The 18,394-nt window shown below is 65.1% G+C and carries 17 protein-coding genes; 9 read left to right on the top strand and 8 right to left on the bottom strand.

The window, feature by feature from the left end:
- Positions 1-148: 148 nt before the first annotated feature.
- Both XM53_RS09965 and XM53_RS09960 read right to left on the bottom strand, forming a co-directional pair.
- Positions 149-1,225: a coiled-coil domain-containing protein gene (locus XM53_RS09965; RefSeq protein WP_057792836.1), complete on the bottom strand. Its 1,077-nt coding sequence runs from the start codon at positions 1,223-1,225 to the stop codon at positions 149-151.
- 129 nt (positions 1,226-1,354) lie between these two features.
- Positions 1,355-1,846, bottom strand: a complete 492-nt coding sequence (locus XM53_RS09960; RefSeq protein ID WP_144435503.1) for a hypothetical protein — start codon at positions 1,844-1,846, stop codon at positions 1,355-1,357.
- Positions 1,847-1,953: 107 nt separating this feature from the next.
- Between XM53_RS09960 and XM53_RS09955 the strand changes: the two genes are divergently transcribed.
- The 7 genes from XM53_RS09955 (at position 1,954) to XM53_RS09930 (ending at position 11,044) form a co-directional block, all read left to right on the top strand.
- Positions 1,954-2,955, top strand: coding sequence for a hypothetical protein (locus XM53_RS09955; protein WP_057792834.1), 1,002 nt, complete (start codon positions 1,954-1,956; stop codon positions 2,953-2,955).
- Entirely contained in the window at positions 2,955-3,356 is a 402-nt protein-coding gene (locus tag XM53_RS09950; protein WP_057792832.1) for a hypothetical protein, read from the top strand. Before XM53_RS09955 ends, XM53_RS09950 begins: the two co-directional genes overlap by 1 nt.
- 134 nt (positions 3,357-3,490) lie before the next feature.
- Positions 3,491-3,622 carry a hypothetical protein gene (locus XM53_RS23910; RefSeq protein WP_268873921.1) on the top strand — a complete coding sequence of 44 codons (132 nt, stop codon included), beginning with the start codon at positions 3,491-3,493 and terminating at the stop codon, positions 3,620-3,622.
- A gap of 251 nt (positions 3,623-3,873) precedes the next feature.
- A complete protein-coding gene (locus tag XM53_RS09945; protein WP_057792829.1) occupies positions 3,874-5,175 on the top strand; it encodes an O-acetylhomoserine aminocarboxypropyltransferase/cysteine synthase family protein in 1,302 nt (433 codons plus the stop codon).
- Between the two features lie 130 nt (positions 5,176-5,305).
- On the top strand, positions 5,306-8,341 hold the full coding sequence (locus XM53_RS23040) for a hypothetical protein (RefSeq protein WP_057792828.1): 3,036 nt from the start codon (positions 5,306-5,308) through the stop codon (positions 8,339-8,341).
- 191 nt (positions 8,342-8,532) lie between these two features.
- Positions 8,533-10,461, top strand: coding sequence for a cation:proton antiporter domain-containing protein (locus XM53_RS09935; RefSeq protein ID WP_057792826.1), 1,929 nt, complete (start codon positions 8,533-8,535; stop codon positions 10,459-10,461).
- Positions 10,462-10,567: 106 nt separating this feature from the next.
- Positions 10,568-11,044 carry a hypothetical protein gene (locus XM53_RS09930; RefSeq protein ID WP_057792823.1) on the top strand — a complete coding sequence of 159 codons (477 nt, stop codon included), beginning with the start codon at positions 10,568-10,570 and terminating at the stop codon, positions 11,042-11,044.
- 67 nt (positions 11,045-11,111) lie between these two features.
- On the opposite strand, the gene XM53_RS09925 is transcribed toward XM53_RS09930, so the two are convergent.
- The 5 genes from XM53_RS09925 to XM53_RS09905 form a co-directional block, all read right to left on the bottom strand.
- Complete coding sequence (locus tag XM53_RS09925; protein WP_057792822.1) at positions 11,112-11,621, bottom strand: CarD family transcriptional regulator; 510 nt, start codon at positions 11,619-11,621, stop codon at positions 11,112-11,114.
- A 311-nt stretch (positions 11,622-11,932) separates the two neighbouring features.
- Entirely contained in the window at positions 11,933-12,271 is a 339-nt protein-coding gene (gene fdxA, locus XM53_RS09920; RefSeq protein ID WP_057792820.1) for a ferredoxin FdxA, read from the bottom strand.
- A gap of 84 nt (positions 12,272-12,355) precedes the next feature.
- Complete coding sequence (locus XM53_RS09915) at positions 12,356-12,733, bottom strand: RNA-binding S4 domain-containing protein (RefSeq protein WP_057792818.1); 378 nt, start codon at positions 12,731-12,733, stop codon at positions 12,356-12,358.
- Between the two features lies 1 nt (position 12,734).
- Entirely contained in the window at positions 12,735-15,575 is a 2,841-nt protein-coding gene (locus XM53_RS09910; protein WP_057792816.1) for a helicase-related protein, read from the bottom strand.
- A gap of 27 nt (positions 15,576-15,602) precedes the next feature.
- Positions 15,603-16,106 carry a tetratricopeptide repeat protein gene (locus XM53_RS09905; RefSeq protein WP_082630913.1) on the bottom strand — a complete coding sequence of 168 codons (504 nt, stop codon included), beginning with the start codon at positions 16,104-16,106 and terminating at the stop codon, positions 15,603-15,605.
- Positions 16,107-16,232: 126 nt separating this feature from the next.
- Between XM53_RS09905 and XM53_RS09900 the strand changes: the two genes are divergently transcribed.
- Both XM53_RS09900 and XM53_RS09895 read left to right on the top strand, forming a co-directional pair.
- The gene (locus XM53_RS09900; protein WP_057792812.1) at positions 16,233-16,520 is read left to right on the top strand and encodes an SCP2 sterol-binding domain-containing protein; all 288 of its coding nucleotides are present in this window, start codon (positions 16,233-16,235) and stop codon (positions 16,518-16,520) included.
- Positions 16,521-16,525: 5 nt separating this feature from the next.
- Positions 16,526-17,545, top strand: a complete 1,020-nt coding sequence (locus tag XM53_RS09895) for an alpha/beta fold hydrolase (protein WP_057792810.1) — start codon at positions 16,526-16,528, stop codon at positions 17,543-17,545.
- Here XM53_RS09895 and XM53_RS09890 read toward each other — a convergent pair.
- Complete coding sequence (locus XM53_RS09890) at positions 17,469-18,299, bottom strand: fumarylacetoacetate hydrolase family protein (protein WP_057792809.1); 831 nt, start codon at positions 18,297-18,299, stop codon at positions 17,469-17,471. The genes XM53_RS09895 and XM53_RS09890 overlap by 77 nt on opposite strands.
- Between the last annotated feature and the right edge of the window lie 95 nt (positions 18,300-18,394).

Genomic DNA, 18,394 nt, shown 5'->3' with positions numbered 1-18,394 from the left:
CATTCCGGCGCCCCCTGCTGATCAGCAACAGACCCGCAACGCCAAAGCCCATACCGGCAAGGTTCACCCAGGCAGGGACGGTGAATACGAACGACACAACCAGGCAGACGAAAGACAGAACAATGGCAAGCGTTCCCAGCCCCATGCCTTAGCCGCCATACGCGTTGGCGTCATGCTTCTCGATGATCTTGGCAAACCGCCGCGCGAACCGCTCGTCCGCCTTGGCCTTGGCCTCCAGCACCTCGCGGGCAAAGACCATGTGATCCTCGTGCGCCTCCAGCATGTCGGCCATCTTCTGGTTGGTGGCCGCGCCGATCCCGGCCATGGCGCTCTGCGCCTCCTGGTCGGTCTTGACCCCGATCTCGTTGATCCGGTGCGCCACGTCCTGCTGCTGTGCGGTCTTCAGCGACTTGGTCAGTGCATCGTACAGCACAACGCGCTGCTTGGTGTCGGTCTGCAACTTGTTGATCAGCACCATCTGAGTCGCCGCCTGGTTTTGCAGCGAATCGACCCAGGTTTTGCCCTTCTCGATATAGCGCTCGAGCGTCTGCGACTTGGCCAGCTTGACCTGCTCCTGCTGCACCATCTCGTTGTACTTGGCGTTCATCTCGGCCAGCTCGCTTTCCAGCTTGGTGCGGGCCGCCGCGTCGGTTTCGTTGGCGATCTTGTTTTCCAGCTCGATGATCTTGGGGTCCATCGCCTGGATATCCGCGCGCAGCGTCTCCAGTTCGCCCACCGTCGCCTCGCGCTCGTCCAGCGTCTCGGTCAGGTTCGTTTCCACCTTCACCTTGTGCTCTTCCAGCGTGCGCAGCTGGCCTTCCAGCAATTGCACGATGATGTCGGATTTCGAGATCAGGTCCTGCAACTTATCGTCGATGCTGGCGGTGCGAATGCGGTCCTGGCGCATACTGTCGGCCTTGTGGCGGCTGAAGATGCCCACAAAGCTTTCCCAGCCGGTCTTGTTGCGCATCTCGTCGAAGTCGCGCGAAAACCCCGCCGTCACATCGTCCAGCCCCATGATCAGCTCGGCGATGTTGGCGTTCATCGTCTCGGTATGGGCGTGCACCTCGTCCAGCGTCGCGTTCTCGATATCGAGGCTTGCATCCTCGCCGCCCTTGATCTTGGACCGGGCGCTTTCGATCTTGCTGGTCAGCTCGGCGATCTTCGCCTGCGCCGATGCGACCTGCTCCTGACTTTCGCGCACCTGCGCGTCCAAATTCGCCATCACCGTTCCCTTTCGCGTAAAGTTAATCGCCTTAACATCAATATAGGCATGCCGCCGCCGATTTGAAGACGCCCTGTTCCCCAAGGTTTTCGCAAAACCGCGGGCGCGGGGCAAGAAAGACCTGCGCGCTCAGGGCATCAAAACCTCTTTCCGCCCGAACAATCCCTCGGCCGTGCCAAGGTCGTCATACAGGATCTCGACCGCGATACTCTCGATCTCGCCCAGACCGAAGCTCTTGTAGATGACCGCGCCGTCCGGGAATGCATTGGGCGCAGCGGTCTTGGTCTGGCAGACCGGCATGTCCCAGATCTCCATCGCACCGCCATTCACGGCGACACTGACTTGGTGCATTCCGCAACGCCAGCTCAGCAGATGTGTCAGGTACAACAGGTCCTGGCCATCGTACTCGCGCACCGCCACCCAGTTGCCGCGCGTGGCCTCGATGATCGGCCTGATCTCAGCGGCGGTGGTGAACTTGCCGCTGGGCGTCTGGTCCTCGGCCTCGAACCCCGCGGACGGCGCAGCCTCATTCGCCCCCGCCTGTGCGGCATCGCTCCCGCTTGCGCTCCCCTCGCCGCCGCCCAGTGCCACGGCCAGGCCGATGAAAAACCAATCTATCATCCGAAAATACCTTTCCTTTCAAAAATCTGCGCAACTGCCTCTCGCGCAAGCGCAACGCGGCTCCTATACTGGCCGCAAATGGCAGTTCAGGCAGGCGTGACCAAAGTATGGCCGCGAAAAAGGCGAAAAACCAAGCGTTCAATATCGTGGTGGTGGGCCACGCCGGGCGGCTTCAGTTCGAGGCGGTGCTTTTCGCCGCCTCCCTGCGCGCCCGCAGCCCCGAATTTTCCGGCCGCCTGTTCGTGGCCGAACCACAGCCCGGCCCGCTGTGGAAGAACGACCCGACCATGCGCGGCGACATCCGCGCTCTGCTGGAAAGCTACGATGCCGAGATCGTTCCGTTCCAGTCCCGGCATTTCGGACAGGCCTATCCCTACGGCAACAAAATCGAATGCCTGACCGCCCTGCCCAAGGACGAGCCGTTCGTGTTCTTCGACACCGACACGCTCATCACCGGCGAGCTCGCCCGCGTGCCCTTCGACTTCGACCGCCCCACCGCCTCGCTTCGCCGCGAAGGCACCTGGCCCGAAATAGAACTTTACGGCCCGGGCTACACGGCTACATGGAAATCGCTCTATGACAAGTTCGGCCTCGATTTCGAGTCGTCGCTCGACACGTCCCTGCCTGACGAGTACTGGCGCCGCTATCTTTATTTCAACGCCGGGTTCTTCTTCTACAAATGCCCGCATGTCTTCGGCCAGCGTTTCCTCGACTATGCGCTGGCGATCCGCGACGACCCGCCCCCCGAACTGGTCTGCCAGTCGCTCGATCCCTGGCTCGACCAGGTGGCGCTGCCGCTCGTCATCCATTCGCTTGGCGGCGGGCGCGACACGCTGCCCGACGGTTTGCTCGACGGCGAGATCACGTGCCATTACCGCCTGCTGCCGCTGCTCTATGCCCGCGAGAGCGATGATGTCGTCGCCCTGCTGGAAGAGATCAGCGCGCCCAACCCGGTCAAGAAACTGCTCAAGAACTACGACGCGATCAAGTTCATGATCTACCACGGCCGCGGTCACAAGGTACGCGCCCTCTTCGACCGGGCAAACATGCCGCGCAAGGAACAGGCGATCCGCAACACCATCCGCCGCAACGGCTTCTGGATGCGCTGATGGCCTTGCGAGACGTGCCCGGCCTGACCCGCATCGCGCAGGTCTTCGGCCCGTCCGACGCGATTCTGGCTGTCGCCGCGCTCGAAGGCGCGGGGTTCCGCGTCTTCGTGCCGGGCTACCACACGCTCTCGAACGCGCAGTACCTCTCGGTCGCCCTGGGCGGCGTACCGATCATGGTCGAAACCTCCCGCGCGGCCGAGGCCGCGGCCTTTCTCGACGCGTTGGAAACCTCTGACGTGGAGGTGCTTTCCCCCTCCGCGTTCGACATCATTCCCGATGACGATCTGCCACCGCCCCGCCCGCGCGGCCTGATGCGCCGGATCGTGGAAAGCGCGTTCTACCTTCTCACCGGAACCGCGCCCGCCCTGCGCGGCCGCTACGGTCGCAGCCCGAAACGCTAAATCCCCTGATAATTGTTGATTTCGGAGGCCCTGTCGCCTTTAATCGGGGCATTCGAGGCCGTTCCAGCGGGAAACGGTCGCCCATGCATTTACGAGTGTCCTTCGCTTTTTCCAGCAAAAAGGAGGACCGCAACATGATCGACGATACCGTCGCGCGGCGCGGGCCGCGATGTGACAGCCGATCTGCCATCCTGCTCCACTTTCGGCGACCGAGCGCCGTGTCGGCGCGAGGCACCGGCGCCTCTAACCGTTTTTCATTTGTGTGAGTGTGTCGCCAAGTTTCCTTTGCGAACCATACAGAAAGGCAAGATATGCCCAGAATTTTGTTTTCTCTCCTCTTCATCGGTCTGCTGACCGCATGCGCAGGACAAGAAGAGCCGCTTGGCGGCTACCCGGGCCAAAGCGGCAACTACGGCGACTGATCCAGCACCTCGCCGGTGTCTCGTTGCGGGAATTCAGTTGTCCTGCGCCGCCCTTTGTCCTACCCCTTTCGGCAACGCCATAAGGGAGGCTTTCCATGTCCGACGACGACCGCATTCACAAGTTCGGCTTCGACACGCTGCAAATTCACGCCGGCGCCCGGCCCGATCCGGCCACCGGTGCGCGTCAGACCCCGATCTACCAGTCCACGGCCTACGTGTTCCGCGACGCCGAGCACGCCGCCGCCCTGTTCAACCTCCAGGAAGTGGGTTTCATCTATTCCCGCCTGACTAACCCCACCGTGGCCGTGCTTCAGGAACGCGTCGCCACGCTGGAGGGCGGCGCCGGTGCCGTCTGCTGCTCGTCGGGGCACGCGGCCCAGATCATGGCGCTGTTCCCGCTGATGGGCCCGGGCAAGAACGTGGTCGTCTCCACGCGCCTCTATGGCGGCTCGGTCACCCAGTTCAGCCAGACCATCAAACGCTTCGGTTGGTCGGCCAAGTTCGTCGATATCGACGACATGGACGCCATAAAGGCGGCCATCGACGACGACACCCGCGCGGTGTTCTGCGAGTCCATCGCAAACCCCGGCGGCCATATCGCCGACCTGCGCGCCGTGGCCGACGTGGCCGACGCCGCGGGGCTGCCGCTCATTGTCGACAACACCTCTGCCACGCCCTACCTCTGCCGCCCGATCGAGCATGGCGCGACGCTGGTCGTACATTCCATGACCAAGTTCCTCACCGGCAACGGCACCGTCACCGGCGGCGTCGTGGTGGATTCGGGCACGTTCGACTGGTCCGCCTCCGACAAGTTCCCCTCGCTCAGCGAACCCGAACCCGCCTATCACGGCCTCAAGTTCCACGAGACCTTCGGCCCGCTTGCCTTCACCTTCCACGGCATCGCCATCGGTCTGCGCGACCTCGGTATGACATTGAACCCCCAGGCGGCCCACTACACCCTGATGGGGATCGAAACCCTCTCCCTGCGGATGCAGAAACACGTCGAGAACGCCGAAACCGTCGCCGCCTGGCTGGAAAAGCACGACGCGGTCGAGGCCGTCACCTATGCAGGGCTCAAATCCTCGCCCTACCACAAGCGCGTCAAGACGGTCTGCCCCAAGGGCGCCGGCGGCCTGTTCACGGTGGCGCTCAAGTCGGGCTACGAGGGCTGCGTCAAGCTGGTCGACAATCTCGAGCTTTTCAGCCACGTCGCCAACCTCGGCGACACGCGCTCGCTCATCATCCATTCGGCCTCCACCACCCACCGGCAGTTGACGCCCGAACAGCAGACCGCCGCCGGGGCCGCGCCCAACGTGGTGCGCATTTCCATCGGCTGCGAGGATGCCGACGACATCATCGCCGATCTCGAACAGGCGCTGGCCAAGGCGGGCGCCTGACCGCCGGGGGTCTCCGCCGATCGCGCCGATCGTGATCGGTGTTTGCCTTTCCCTCGGCGGTAAGCTGCTGTAGAATCCACCTGCGGCAGGGGGTCACCCCTGCCGGGTCCGTGGTGCCAGAGCGTTGTGAATGAAACCGAATTTTGCCCTGACCCTGTCCTTCGAAGGCATCAGCCTTCTGCATCGTGCCTTCCCCGGCTGGCACATGGTGGGCGAGGTCAGCCTCGACACGCCCGACCTGACCGGCGCGCTCGCGCAGCTTCGCCAGCGGGCGGAACAGCTCGACAACAACCCGATCCGGTCCAAGCTGGTCATTCCCAACGACCAGATTCGCTTTATCCAATTCGACTCCGAAGGGCTTGAGGCGGACGAGATCGCCTCCGCCGTGCATCGCGCCCTTGACGGGGCGACGCCCTACGCCGTCGACGATCTGGCCTATGACTGGTCGATTTCCGCAGGGCAAGTGCATGTCGCCGCCGTGGCCCGCGAAACCCTGGCCGAGGCCGAGGCCTTCGCCACCGAACATGGCTTCAACCCGCTATGCTTCGTCGCCGTCCCCGAAGGGCGCGATTTCGTGGGCGAGCCGTGGTTCGGCGAGGCGGCCGGCGCAACGGCTCTTCTGCCCGAAGGTGGCCGCATCGACCGCGACACCGCCGCCATCCGGGTCATCGGCACGGCGCCTCTGCACAGCGCCGCCGCAGGCGCGGCCCCCACCGCAGCCCCCGAAACCGAGTTGGAGGGCGCGCCCGCAGCCGCGTCGACGCCCGACCCCGAAATACCGCCCACGCCAGAGCCTGACCTTCCGCCCGGGCCCGAGCCCGAAGTGCCCCCCGCGCCGGAACCCGACCTGCCGCCCGAGCCCGAGCCCGAAGTGCCCCCCGCGCCCGGCACGCCCCCCGCGCCCGAGCCCGAGATCGAACCTGAAATCGATCCCGAGCCTCAGCCGGACGTGCCCCCGACGCCACAGCCCGACATTCCGCCCACTCCGACGCCAACGCCGGACCCGGACATTCCGCCAAGCCCCACACCCGGCCCGGCGACCGCTGAGGCGTACACCGACACCGGCACGACGTCCGAGGACACAGAGACCGGCATCACCGGCGAGGTGCCCGACGCCCTGTCAGAGCCAGACACCGTCCCGGTTGCCTTCAGCTCGATTCGCGCCCGGCGCGACGCGTTGCCGACCGCCCCACGCCGCCTGACCGGCGCCACACGCGACACCAGCGCGCCCAGCCCCGAGTCCGCTCCACGTGAGGCGCCGCGCACCGAGCCCACGCTCACCGCCGCGCCGCCCCCGGTCAGTGACGCCGCTGCCGCCAAGGTCACCGGCACGCCGCAGGATGCTTTGTCCGACGAGGCCGCCGCGCGGATCGGCGCCACGCTGCGTCCGTCCGACGACGCCCGCCTGACTTCGCCGGCCTCAAATCTGTCAGACGACGCGGTTTCGACACACTCGTCCCCCGAAGAAGAGGACGATGGCGGTGATATTCCGCCGCCGCCCGCCTTCATGGCGGACCGTGCCGAACCGGCGGGTTTCGACCTGCCGGACGATACCCCCAACGCGCCCCTTGCCGCGCCTGCCATCGCGGGCAAAGCCCCGGCGGGGTCCCCCTCCGGCGCCCTGTCGTTCTTCTCGCGCCGCAAGGCGCCCAAGCCCGACAAGCACCAGGCCACGCGCACCGCCCCACGCCCCTCGCCCGAGGCCCAGCGCGAGCAGGAACGCCAGCGCATGACCGTCTTCGGCGCGCGCAAGCCCGCCGCTGTCGGGGGCAAGCCGCGCTTTCTGGGCCTGATCCTGACGGCGGTGCTGCTGATCTTCCTCGTGGGTGTGGCCGCCTGGGCCTCGATCTTCCTCGAAGACGGCATTTCACGCGTGCTGCGCGGCACCCCCGACGCCGATGAACAGATCGCCGCAACCCCGGACGCCGAGCTTCCGTCCGGCGACACCGCCGGCACCTCCGCGCCCGAGATCGATGACGCCGATGCCGGCGAAAGCGTTCTCGCCGCCCTGCCCGGCGTCACCTCGGACGGCACCGAAACACCCCTTGCCGATCCGCAGCCAGAACCGAATCCGGCAGAACTGACCGACCAGCAGGCGCGTACCCGTTATGCCGTTACCGGCATCTGGCAACGCGCCCCCGAGGCGCCCACCGATCCCGGCACCCAAAGCCTCGACGACTTCTACCTCACCTCGATCGATCCCAAGGTCGTCGAGCAGGATGCGGTCGCCCTGCCCACGCCCGACAGCCTGCGCGGCGACACGCGCCCCGACACGCCCGCCGATCCCGCCGCCGCCGACACGATGTTCACCATGGACACGCGTGGCTTGGTACAGCCGACGCCCGAAGGCGCGCTGACCCCCGATGGCATTCTGGTCTATGCCGGTCAGCCCGCGCTCGTGCCGCCGGACCGCCCGGCGGAAACCCTGGCCCAACCGGGCGAGGACCCCGCCGAGGCCGCCGCGCGCATCGAGGCGCTTGAACGCATCGCCGCGCTGCGTCCCCGTGTCCGGCCCGGCGACCTGTCCGAGACCAACCAGCGCGAAACGCTGGGGGGCCGCACGCGGGACGAACTTGCCTCGCTGCGTCCCCGCCTGCGCCCGAAAAGCGCTCAGGAACTGGCCGAACAGGCCGCCGCGGCCTCTACCGCCGCGGCTGCGGCCGCCGCCGCCACGTCCGAAGCCGTCTCGCCCGACCCCGAGGCCGTCAACGCCGCCCTTCAGGCCGCCGCCGCCGTCCAGCCCCCCGATCCCTTCGCCGGCGCGACCGCCCAGGCCGTCAAGGTCTCGGTCAAGCCCAACGCCCGGCCCCGCAATTTCGACCGCATCGTTCAGCGCAGCCAGCGCCTTGCCGAACAGCAGGAAACGCGCTCCGCCGCCGTCGCCGTGCCCCGCAACCAGCGCATTGCGCCCAGCGGTCCGACCCCCACCACCGTTGCGCGGGCCGCAACCGAAAAGAACGCGCTGCGTATGCGCCAGGTCAATCTCATCGGCGTCTACGGCAGCAATTCCAACCGTCGCGCCCTCGTGCGCCTGGCCAATGGCAGCTACAAGAAGGTCAAGGTCGGCGACCGGCTGGACGGCGGGCGCGTCGCCGCCATCGGCACCAGCGACCTGCGTTACGTGAAATCCGGGCGCTCGGTGACACTGACCATGCCACGCGGCTGATCCGGCCCTGGCCACGTCTCTGCCACTGCTGAAAAAATGTCGGCCCCAAAGCCTGACGGGCCGCCGTGCGTGAAAAAGTCGTGCCCTGAGGCCGGTTGATCCGCCAAGCCGTTTGCACAAGCGTCACCCGCACCGCATACTCTGACCGTGGCGGCGCGTCGCCCCACTCCCGAAAACGTCGCAGGAGTCCCATGGAAGGGTTTTTCTTTCAGGCCACGGTTTTCCTCGCCGCCGCGGTGATCGCGGTCCCGCTGGCGGCCCGGCTGGGCCTCGGCTCTGTGCTGGGCTACCTTGCCGCCGGTATCGCCATCGGTCACATTCCCGGTCTGCTGGGCGGCCACGACACCGAGGAATTGCAGCATTTCGCCGAATTCGGCGTGGTCATGATGCTCTTCATCATCGGGCTCGAGCTGGAACCCAAGGCGCTTTGGGACATGCGGCACAAGCTCATTGGACTGGGCGGCTTGCAGATCACGCTCACCACGGCGGCCGTGATGGCCGGCTGCATGGCGCTCGGCGTGGTCTGGTCCGTGGCGCTGGCCATCGGCATGGTCTTCGCGCTGTCCTCCACCGCCATCGTGCTGCAAACACTGTCGGAAAAGGGCTTGATGCAGACCGGCGGCGGGCGCTCGACCTTTTCGGTGCTGCTGACACAGGACATCGCCGTCATCCCTATGCTGGCCTTGCTGCCGCTCCTGGCCCTGCCCAAGACCCCCGACATGATCCTTGGCGAGACCCTGCAACGCCTGGCCGACGAAGGCCACGCCGCCGAAGGCGACCATGGCGGCGCGCCCGCACAGGTGGCGCAATCCATGATCGACAGTCTGCCGGGCTGGGGCGTCACCCTGCTGACGTTGGGGGCCGTGGCCGGCATCATCATCTTCGGCGTCTATGCCACCCGCCCCGTCTTCCGCTTCATCCACCACGCCCGCCTGCGCGAGATGTACACCGCGCTCGCCTTGCTGATCGTCGTCGGCATCGCTTTCGTGATGAGCCTCGTGGGCCTGTCCCCCGCGCTCGGGGCCTTTCTCGCAGGCGTCGTCCTGGCGTCGTCGGAATTCCGCCACGAGCTGGAAAGCGATATCGAACCCTTCAAGGGCCTGCTTCTGGGCCTCTTCTTCATCACCGTGGGCGCGGGCATCAACTTTTCCATCCTCTTCGCCTCGTTCTTCACCATCATGGGGCTCGCGTTCGCCGTCATCCTGATCAAGGGCGGCATCCTTTACGGGCTGGGGCGCATCTTCGGGCTCAAGGGCCACAACCTGTGGCTCTTCACGCTGGGCCTCGCGCAGGCGGGTGAATTCGGCTTCGTGCTGATCAACTTTTCCGGTCAGAACAACGTGATCCCGCCCGAGCTGCGCGAAACGCTTCTGCTGGTCATCGCCATCTCCATGCTGATCACACCGCTTCTGTTCATCCTCTACGACTACCTGTCGACCCGCATGACCGACCCTTCAGATGCGCAAGAGGCCGACGAAATCGACGCCAAGGGCCCCGTGATCATCGCCGGAATCGGACGCTTCGGGCAGATCGTCAACCGCATGGTCCGCTCCTCGGGCTTCGAAACCGTCGTGCTCGACCATGACCTCGAGGCGATCCAGCGGATGCGGCGCTTTGGCATCAAGGGCTTTCTGGGCGATCCGGGCCGGCCCGACCTGCTTCATGCCGCTGGCCTTGCCGACGCCAAGGTGCTGGTGGCCGCGCTCGACGACGCCGACGCCACCACGCGCTTGGTGGCCTTTGCCCGGCGCGAACGGCCTGACCTGCACATCGTCGCCCGCGCCCGCGACCGCACCCACGTCTTCCGGCTCTACAAGGCCGGCGCCAACGACATCGTGCGCGAACTTTTCGACAGTTCCCTGCGCGCCGGGCGCTACGTGCTGGAAAACATGGGCCTGACCGAATTCGAGGCGGCAGAGCTGCAAAAGACCTTCTACCACCACGACCGCGACTCGGTGCGTGACCTTGCGGCGCTGTGGGACCCCAACATTCCCACCATCCAGAACGGCGCCTACATCAAGCGCGCCAAGGAGCTGGAGGCCGAATTGCAGACCATGCTGCTGTCGCAACTCGAGGAGAAAGCCGCCGAGGACATCTCCGACGACCGCAAGAAGGCTTGAATGCAGCCTGTTGCGCCGTGGCGGCTGCGCATGTCACCTGTGCCAATCCGGCGCGCAGATGCTATGACGGTATCAGGTATCCGAAAAAGAAGGCACCGCGCGCAGAATGCTCTGGCTTGAAGCACTCAGCTATGTCGTGACGATACTCGGCTTTCCCGCCGCGATCTTCGTGATTCTGCGCGAAGAACGCTTGCGCCGAAAGAACGAAATGAGCGAGCTTCACCGGCACCTGTCGGAAGAGTACGACAACTTTCTCAGGCTGGTGATGGACAATTCCGACCTCCTGCTGATGAGCCGCATGTCCCTGCCCGAGCCTGTCTCGGATGAACAGCGCGAACGCACCGAGATCATTTTCAGAATGCTGGTGTCCCTGTTCGAGAAGGCGTTCATCATCCTTTACACCGACGACTTGCAGGGCGATGCGAAACGTCAGTGGCTGTCATGGAAAGATGACATGATCGAATGGTGCCACCGCGAGGACTTCCGCGCCTCGCTGCCGGCCCTGCTCGAAGGCGAGGACGACGCGTTCCGCCAGTACCTGATGAGCCTGGCAGAGACGCAAGCGGCGCCCCACGCAACCTGACGGGCCGGCCCAAACGAAAAAGGCCGCGCCCTTCGGCACGGCCCTTCTTTTCAAATTCTGGTCTGGATCACGCCGCGCGCGACACCAGCACCTCGTCCACTTCCTTGGCAGCCTGCACCTCGTCACCGCCGCTGACAGCGGCCACTTCACGGGTCAGGCGTTCCAGCGCCGCCTCGTACAGCTGGCGCTCGGAATAGCTCTGTTCGCGCTGATCGTCGGTGCGGTGCAGGTCGCGCACCACTTCGGCAATCGCGATCAGGTCGCCCGAGTTGATCTTCTGTTCGTATTCCTGGGCCCGGCGCGACCACATGGCGCGCTTGACCTTCGCCTTGCCTTTCAGCGTGGTCATCGCCTTCGACACCACGTCGGGGCTGGACAGGCTGCGCATCCCGATTTCGGTCGCCTTGTGGGTCGGAACCCGCAACGTCATCTTGTCCTTCTCGAACGAGATGACGAACAGCTCCAGTTCGATCCCGGCAATATCCTGCTTCTCGATCGACATGATCTGGCCAACGCCGTGCGCAGGGTACACAACGTAATCGTCAGGGCGAAACTCGGACTTCTTCGATTTGCTCATTCAGGTTTTCCTCACAAGCTTCCCAGTTCAAACTTGGCGGAGCATCTCCCGGGGCAGCGGGCCAACAGGGTCTGACGTCAAGCACAAAGAAATCCACCTCCCATGCGTCAGCGCGGGCAGATGGATGTTATATGGGCGGTGTCTACATTTGTAACGGCAGTGTATCACAAAAAAGGTGCCGCTGGAAGCAGGCTCACAGCGCGACCCAGATTATAGTTGCGCAGGCATGCCCTTAAAGGACACTCTTAACGCAACACACGAACCCTTGGCCGTTTGATCAAACGAATCGGGTCATGCCTGCGGGCGCTGCCTCAGCCGCCTTCGCCCGGCGCCTCGGAAAAGTACTTCTCCAGCTTGCCCTCTTCCCCGTCGCGCTCGTCCGCGTCCGGCAGCGGATCCTTCTTGGTCACGATCACCGGCCACATCTCAGAGTACTTGCGGTTGAACTCCACCCATTTCTCCATGTCCGGCTCGGTGTCCGGGCGGATGGCATCGGCGGGGCATTCCGGCTCGCAGACGCCGCAATCGATGCACTCGTCGGGGTGGATCACCAGCATGTTCTCCCCCTCGTAGAAACAATCCACGGGGCACACCTCCACGCAGTCGGTGTATTTGCACGCGATGCAACTGTCATTGACGATATAGGTCATTTTTCGCCCCGGTCCTTGTCTCTTCGCGCTGACGTAATCCAGTCCGGCGCATCATTCAAGCGCCAGACGCCGATCTGCGCCGGACTATCGCGTTTCCTGGTCCAACTTGCGGCGATCCTTCTTGGTGGGCCGCCCCTTGCCTTCATAACGCGGGTTTTGCGGCTCCGCCTGCCAGTCACGCGGCTTCGGCGGATCCAGATCGTCGTACAGCGCCTGCGCTTCCGGTGCAGGCCCTCGCCTTTCGCCCACCGCGACGATGCGGATCACCCGGATATCTCGTTCCTTCGGAAACGTCAGCACGTCGCCCGGCTTCACCGACGACGAGGCTTTCGACACCCTTTGCGAATTGACCCGCACATGACCGCCGGTGACCAGTTTCGTGGCCAGGCTGCGGGTCTTGAAGAACCGCGCGTGCCACAGCCACTTGTCCAGCCGTATCTTCGGCTGGCCCGCGTCACTCATGTCACGACTTGTCCTTCAGCCCCATAAGGGCGGCGGCAAAGGGGTTGTCAGGGTCAATCTTGTCTTTCTTCGCAGGCTTCGAGGAAAAGCTTTTGGCGGTGTCCTCGCGACGCGGCTTGCCCTTGCCTTTGGGCTTGCCGCCCTTGGGCCTCGGCTTGCCACCCTGCGGCTTGCCACGCCCCTCGCCACGGGCTTTCGCCGCGCGCCCGGCCCAGGTGAAGGTATAGAAGACCTCCATCTCGGTCTCGTCCTTGGCCGCATCCGGCACGTCGCCCAGCGGCACCTCGGTCTCGGACATCTCGGGAATGTCCGGCGCGACCTCCGGTTCCTCGGGTGGCACCTCGGTGACGGGCGCAAGGCCGTCTTCCGCGATCTGTTCCACCGCGTCCTCGGCGGTCGCGCCCTCGTCAAGCGCGCCCGTTTCCGCCGGCTCCGGCGCATCGTCCAGCGCGGCATCCACCGGCTTGACCTTCTCGCGCTCGCCCTGCTCGGCCTTGTAGCCAAGGCCCTGCATCAGGTCGGCGAACTGCTCCAGTGTCATCCCGGTGATCGACAGCATGTCGGCATTGGCCTCGAAACCGCCACGGCTGTCCTCGGACCGCAGCATATCCGCCAGCCGTTCCAGCATGTCGATCCGGATCGCCCGCTCGCCGGCAGCGCGGTAGCCCGACATCGAGTGATACCCGGCCGGCGCACTGGTGCCGGCGGGCACCGTCACCAGACCCGGCGGCGGCGCCTCTGGGAACTCCTGCAGCCCCATCTTGAGCGACCACAGCACCAGCCGCAGCCGCGTCGGCGCGGGCTTCAGCAAAAGCGGCATGAATATCGTAAACTGGCCAAAGCGCACGCCATGCTTGCGCAACTGCCCACGCGCATCCTGGTCCAGCGCCTTGACCTCATCGGCCACCTCGCCGCGCGGGATGATCCCGAAATTCTCGACCAGCTGAAAGCCGAAGCCCCGCGCCAGCCCGCTCAATTCCTCGTCCCGCTGGATGTTCAAGAGCGGCTCGAACAGCGTCGCCACCTTGCGGTCGATAAAATGCTGCAGCCGGCGCTGCACCTTCTGCATCACCTCTGGCCCGGCCGTATCATCCACGAACGCCTCGACCTGCGGCTTCAGCGGATCGGCACCGGCCACAAGCTTGCCCACGGCGCTTTCGCCCCACATCAGGCCGCCCTGCTCGGTGAAATCGATCTCGGTGTCGGGCGCGTTATAGAACTTGTCCGCCCTCAGGTGAAAATGCGGCGCCAGGGCTTGCAAGCTCGCTTGCGCCAGCGCCTTGGCCTCCTGCCCGCCCGCCGTCTTGTCCTGGCGGAACCGGAACCCTTCCAACCGTCCGACGAATTCGCCTTCGACGGTCACTTCACCCTTGTCATTCACTTCGGCCACGATGGCGTCCTTCTGCTTGAGCCGGCGCATCAGCACGCTGGTGCGCCGGTCCACAAATCTTTGCGTCAGCGCGTCATGCAACGCGTCCGACAGGCGGTCTTCTACAGCGCGGGTCGTGCCGCGCCAATGGTTTTCGTCCCCGACCCAACCCTTTCGCTGGGCAACATAGGTCCATGTGCGGATATATGCCAAACGCTTGGAGAGCGTGTCGATATCCCCGTCCGTCCGGTCGATCCGCGCCACGTGCCCGGCCAGCCATTCCTCGCTGACGCGGCCATGTTCGTGCAGGTCACTGAATATACGCTCGAGCAGCCCCGCATGTTCCGCGTGGCTTATCCCGCGAAAGTCCGGCACCCGGCACACATCCCACAAAAGCCGCACCGACGCGCCATCACTGGCCCGCGCGGCAATCTCGGCATCTCCGGCGAGTGTGCGCAGCACGACAAGGTCATCCGCCTCACGGGCGCGGGCCAGCCAATCATCCTCGGGCTTTTGCTCCAGCGACGCGATCAGCGCGTCGACCGTCCCGAATTGCAGCGCCGCGTTGCGCCATTCCAGCTTGCGGATGGGGGTAAAGCGATGGTCCATGATCGCCTGCGCCATGTCGTCCGGCAGTTCCGGCGCCTCGCCCGTCACCCCGAACGTGCCGCTGGTCATGCCCCGCCCCGCGCGTCCCGCGATCTGGCCCAGCTCGTTCGGGGCAAGGTTGCGCATCCGCCGCCCGTCGAACTTCGTCAGCGAGGAAAACGCGACGTGGTTGATGTCCAGGTTCAGCCCCATCCCGATGGCGTCAGTGGCCACGAGGTAATCCACATCGCCATTCTGATAAAGATCCACCTGCGCGTTGCGTGTCCGGGGGCTCAGCGCGCCCATCACGACGGCTGCACCGCCCTTCTGACGGCGCAAGAGTTCGGCAAAGGCATACACATTCTCAACCGAAAAGCCCACTATGGCCGACCGAGCAGGCATTTTGCTTATCTTTTTCGAACCTGTGTAGGTCAATTGGCTCATCCGCTCGCGGCCGATGAATTCCACCCCCGGCACCAGCGCCGCAATCGCCCCGCGCATGGTGTGCGCGCCCAGAAACTGCGTTTCTTTCTGCCCGCGCATCCGCAGCAGGCGGTCGGTGAACACATGCCCCCGCTCGGGATCGGCGCACAGTTGGATTTCATCCACCGCCACGAAATCCGCGCCCATCCCCTCGGGCATCGCCTCGACCGTGCAGACCCAGTATTGCGTGCGTGGCGGCACGATCCGTTCCTCGCCCGTGACCAGCGCCACCACCGACGGGCCGCGCACCGCGACGATCTTGTCATAGACCTCTCGCGCCAGCAGGCGCAGCGGCAGGCCGATCACGCCGGTGCGATAGCCCAGCATCCGTTCGATCGCGAAATGGGTCTTCCCGGTATTCGTCGGGCCCAGGACCGCCAGGATCCTCGACTGCTCGCCCATGGGACTTGCCCCTTGTCGTTGCTGTGCTTACAGGTCCCGGCCGCCGATCTCGCGTTCGACCATCGGCAGCACCTGCGCCACGTCTTCATGATGCGGATGCAGCGCCAGCACAAGGTCGAATGCCTGCTTGGCCTTCTCGTAATTCTCGACGTGATACAGGATACCGCCCAGGCTCGCGATTGCGTTGTAATGCCTCGGGTTCAGCGCCAGCGCCCGCTCGATGTCCGCCAGCGCGGGGCCGAACAACTCGGCGTCGGCATAGGCCATCGCCCGCATGTGGAACCCTTCGGCGAAATCCGGCGCATGATCGGTCAGGGCGGTGAAATGCTCGATCGCGGCGTTCGTGTCGCCCGCCTCCAGCGCGTCGCGCCCACGCTTCAGCAACAGGTCCGCCGTGGCCGAGCCCGACCGCGTCCATGCCAACTCGATTTCCTTGGAGATCCGGTTCGCCTCGCGCGGTTCGGCCTCTTTCAACTGCTCGAAAAGCGGATCAAGCGCCGAATCCTGCGCCATGCCGGGTAAGGAAAACATGACTAACGGCAAAACTGCCGCGACGATATATTTGGAAAGTCGGTTCATAACGCCCATAACGTACCCAGTTTAGCGCGCATGACCGGGAATCAAAGCCCCCGGTCGATCAAATCTGGAGGAACTGACATGAGCGACGTAACGAAATCCGCGGTCGAGGCCCTGTCCGCCAAAATGAACGGCAGCTTCGACGGCAGTGCAAAGTTCGTGATCGAGAACGAAGGCTCCATCGTGATCGACGAATCCGGCGTGCGCGAAGGCAATGACGAAACCGACGTCACCATGACCGCCGACGCCGACACGTTCCAGTCCATCCTCGAAGGCGATCTCGACCCCACAGCCGCCTTCATGTCCGGCAAGCTGTCGGTCGACGGCGACATGGGCACCGCGATGAAACTCGGCTCGGTGCTGTCGTAACACCCATGCTGACGGACGCGCCCTTCTTTTCCGATATTGCCGACGGCCCCGACGGTGGCCGCGCCTTCTGGTGCGACACCGCCGACGGGGTGCGCATCCGCCTGGGGCTCTGGCGCCCGCAGGAGGACGCGGGTGAAAGCGCAGGCACGCTCCTTCTCTTTCCCGGTCGTACCGAATACATCGAGAAATACGGCCGCACTGTCCGGCACTTCGCCGCCGCCGGCCTGACCACGCTGGTCGTCGACTGGCGCGGCCAGGGCCTTGCCGACCGGCTGATCGAAGACAAGATGTCGGGCCACGTCCTGCATTTCGACGACTACCAGCACGACGTCACAGCCATGGTCGACGCCGCGCGGGAACTGGACCTGCCCAAACCGTGGTTCGTCCTGGGCCACTCCATGGGCGGCGGCATCGCGCTCAAGTCGGTGATGGACGGCCTGCCGGTGGCGGGCGCGTCCTTTTCCGCGCCGATGTGGGGCATTCGCATCTCGGCTGCGCTGCGCCCGGTTGCATGGTCACTGGGATGGAGCAGCCGCAGCGTGGGTTTCGACCACGTCTACGCCCCCGGGACCTCGCCCCAAAGCTACGTGCTCGTCGAACCGTTCGAGAAGAACCGCCTGACCACCGACGTCGAGAGCTATCAGCACATGATCGCCCAGGTCACCGCGCACCCGGAGCTGACCATCGGCGGTCCGTCCCTGCGCTGGCTCTACGAATCGCTTCTTGGCACGCGCCAGATGTGGCGCCGCCCGTCGCCCGACCTGCCCTGCCTGTGCCTGCTGGGGTCCGAGGAGGACATCGTCGATGTCTCCCGCGTGCATGACCGGATGTCACGCTGGCCCGGCGGCGAGCTGGAAATCGCCGAAGGCGCCAGGCACGAGGTGCTCCAGGAAGCGCCCCGGATCCGCGACGCCCTGATCGGCAAGCTGGTCGACTTTTACGCCAGCGTCAGGGATCGGCACGCACCGTCTGGCGCTGACGCCCAAGCCCCTGGATCTGCAACTCCATCACGTCGCCAGGCCTGAGATAGCGCTTGGGGTCCCGCCCCATGCCCACACCCGGCGGGGTGCCGGTGGCAATCACGTCCCCGGGCTCCAGCCGCATGACCTCGCTCAGATGCGCGATGATCTGCGCCACCGTGAAAATCATCGTCGACGTATTCCCGGTCTGCATCCGCTCCCCGCTCACATCCGCCGACATACCCAGGCTTTGCACATTGCCCACCGCGTCCGGCGTCACCAGCCACGGCCCGATCGGCCCGAACGTGTCGCAGCTCTTGCCCTTGGTCCATTGCCCGCTGCGCTCGATCTGGAAATGCCGCTCCGAGACATCGTTCACGATGGTATAGCCCGCCACGTAGTCCAGCGCCTCGGCCTCGCTGACATATTTCGCCTCGCGCCCGATCACCACGCCCAGCTCGACCTCCCAGTCGCCGTGGGTCGATCCGCGCGGCAGAACCACGTCGTCGTCCGGTCCCACAATGCTCGACGTCGCCTTCATGAATACCACCGGCTCCGCAGGCGGCTCGATCCCGATCTCCGCGGCATGGTCGCTGTAATTCAGCCCGATCCCGATCAGCTTGCCAATCCCGGCAACCGGAGGCCCCAGCCGCGGCGTGCCCTCCACCAGCGGCAGCTTTTCCGGGTCCAGCTTCGGCAACGCCCCCAGCACGGCCCCGGAAATATCGGCCACCACGCCGCTCAGGTCGCGCACCCGACCTTCGGCGTCCAGCATTCCCGGCTTCTCCCGTCCCGGCGCTCCGTATCTTACAAACCGCATGGCATCCTTCCCCTGTCGCTTTAGCGTGACCATACCGGCACTGCACTTGACGGCAAGCCTTCATCCTCTGGCCCCCGCCTGCGGGCACGCTACCT

This window comes from Roseovarius atlanticus (assembly GCF_001441615.1).
Lineage (GTDB): Bacteria > Pseudomonadota > Alphaproteobacteria > Rhodobacterales > Rhodobacteraceae > Roseovarius > Roseovarius atlanticus.
This window is presented reverse-complemented; position numbering and strand designations above follow the sequence as displayed.

Excerpts from the sequence above, each read along its gene's own strand:
- XM53_RS09900 (WP_057792812.1), top strand. The coding sequence starts at position 16,233 with ATGAGCGACGTAACGAAATCCGCGGTCGAGGCCCTGTCCGCCAAAATG.
- XM53_RS23910 (WP_268873921.1), top strand. The coding sequence starts at position 3,491 with ATGATCGACGATACCGTCGCGCGGCGCGGGCCGCGATGTGACAGCCGA.
- XM53_RS09955 (WP_057792834.1), top strand. The coding sequence starts at position 1,954 with ATGGCCGCGAAAAAGGCGAAAAACCAAGCGTTCAATATCGTGGTGGTG.
- XM53_RS23040 (WP_057792828.1), top strand. The coding sequence starts at position 5,306 with ATGAAACCGAATTTTGCCCTGACCCTGTCCTTCGAAGGCATCAGCCTT.
- XM53_RS09950 (WP_057792832.1), top strand. The coding sequence starts at position 2,955 with ATGGCCTTGCGAGACGTGCCCGGCCTGACCCGCATCGCGCAGGTCTTC.
- XM53_RS09930 (WP_057792823.1), top strand. The coding sequence starts at position 10,568 with ATGCTCTGGCTTGAAGCACTCAGCTATGTCGTGACGATACTCGGCTTT.
- XM53_RS09945 (WP_057792829.1), top strand. The coding sequence starts at position 3,874 with ATGTCCGACGACGACCGCATTCACAAGTTCGGCTTCGACACGCTGCAA.
- XM53_RS09915 (WP_057792818.1), bottom strand. The coding sequence starts at position 12,733 with ATGAGTGACGCGGGCCAGCCGAAGATACGGCTGGACAAGTGGCTGTGG.
- XM53_RS09905 (WP_082630913.1), bottom strand. The coding sequence starts at position 16,106 with ATGTTTTCCTTACCCGGCATGGCGCAGGATTCGGCGCTTGATCCGCTT.
- XM53_RS09935 (WP_057792826.1), top strand. The coding sequence starts at position 8,533 with ATGGAAGGGTTTTTCTTTCAGGCCACGGTTTTCCTCGCCGCCGCGGTG.
- XM53_RS09925 (WP_057792822.1), bottom strand. The coding sequence starts at position 11,621 with ATGAGCAAATCGAAGAAGTCCGAGTTTCGCCCTGACGATTACGTTGTG.
- fdxA (WP_057792820.1), bottom strand. The coding sequence starts at position 12,271 with ATGACCTATATCGTCAATGACAGTTGCATCGCGTGCAAATACACCGAC.
- XM53_RS09890 (WP_057792809.1), bottom strand. The coding sequence starts at position 18,299 with ATGCGGTTTGTAAGATACGGAGCGCCGGGACGGGAGAAGCCGGGAATG.
- XM53_RS09895 (WP_057792810.1), top strand. The coding sequence starts at position 16,526 with ATGCTGACGGACGCGCCCTTCTTTTCCGATATTGCCGACGGCCCCGAC.
- XM53_RS09960 (WP_144435503.1), bottom strand. The coding sequence starts at position 1,846 with ATGATAGATTGGTTTTTCATCGGCCTGGCCGTGGCACTGGGCGGCGGC.
- XM53_RS09965 (WP_057792836.1), bottom strand. The coding sequence starts at position 1,225 with ATGGCGAATTTGGACGCGCAGGTGCGCGAAAGTCAGGAGCAGGTCGCA.
- XM53_RS09910 (WP_057792816.1), bottom strand. The coding sequence starts at position 15,575 with ATGGGCGAGCAGTCGAGGATCCTGGCGGTCCTGGGCCCGACGAATACC.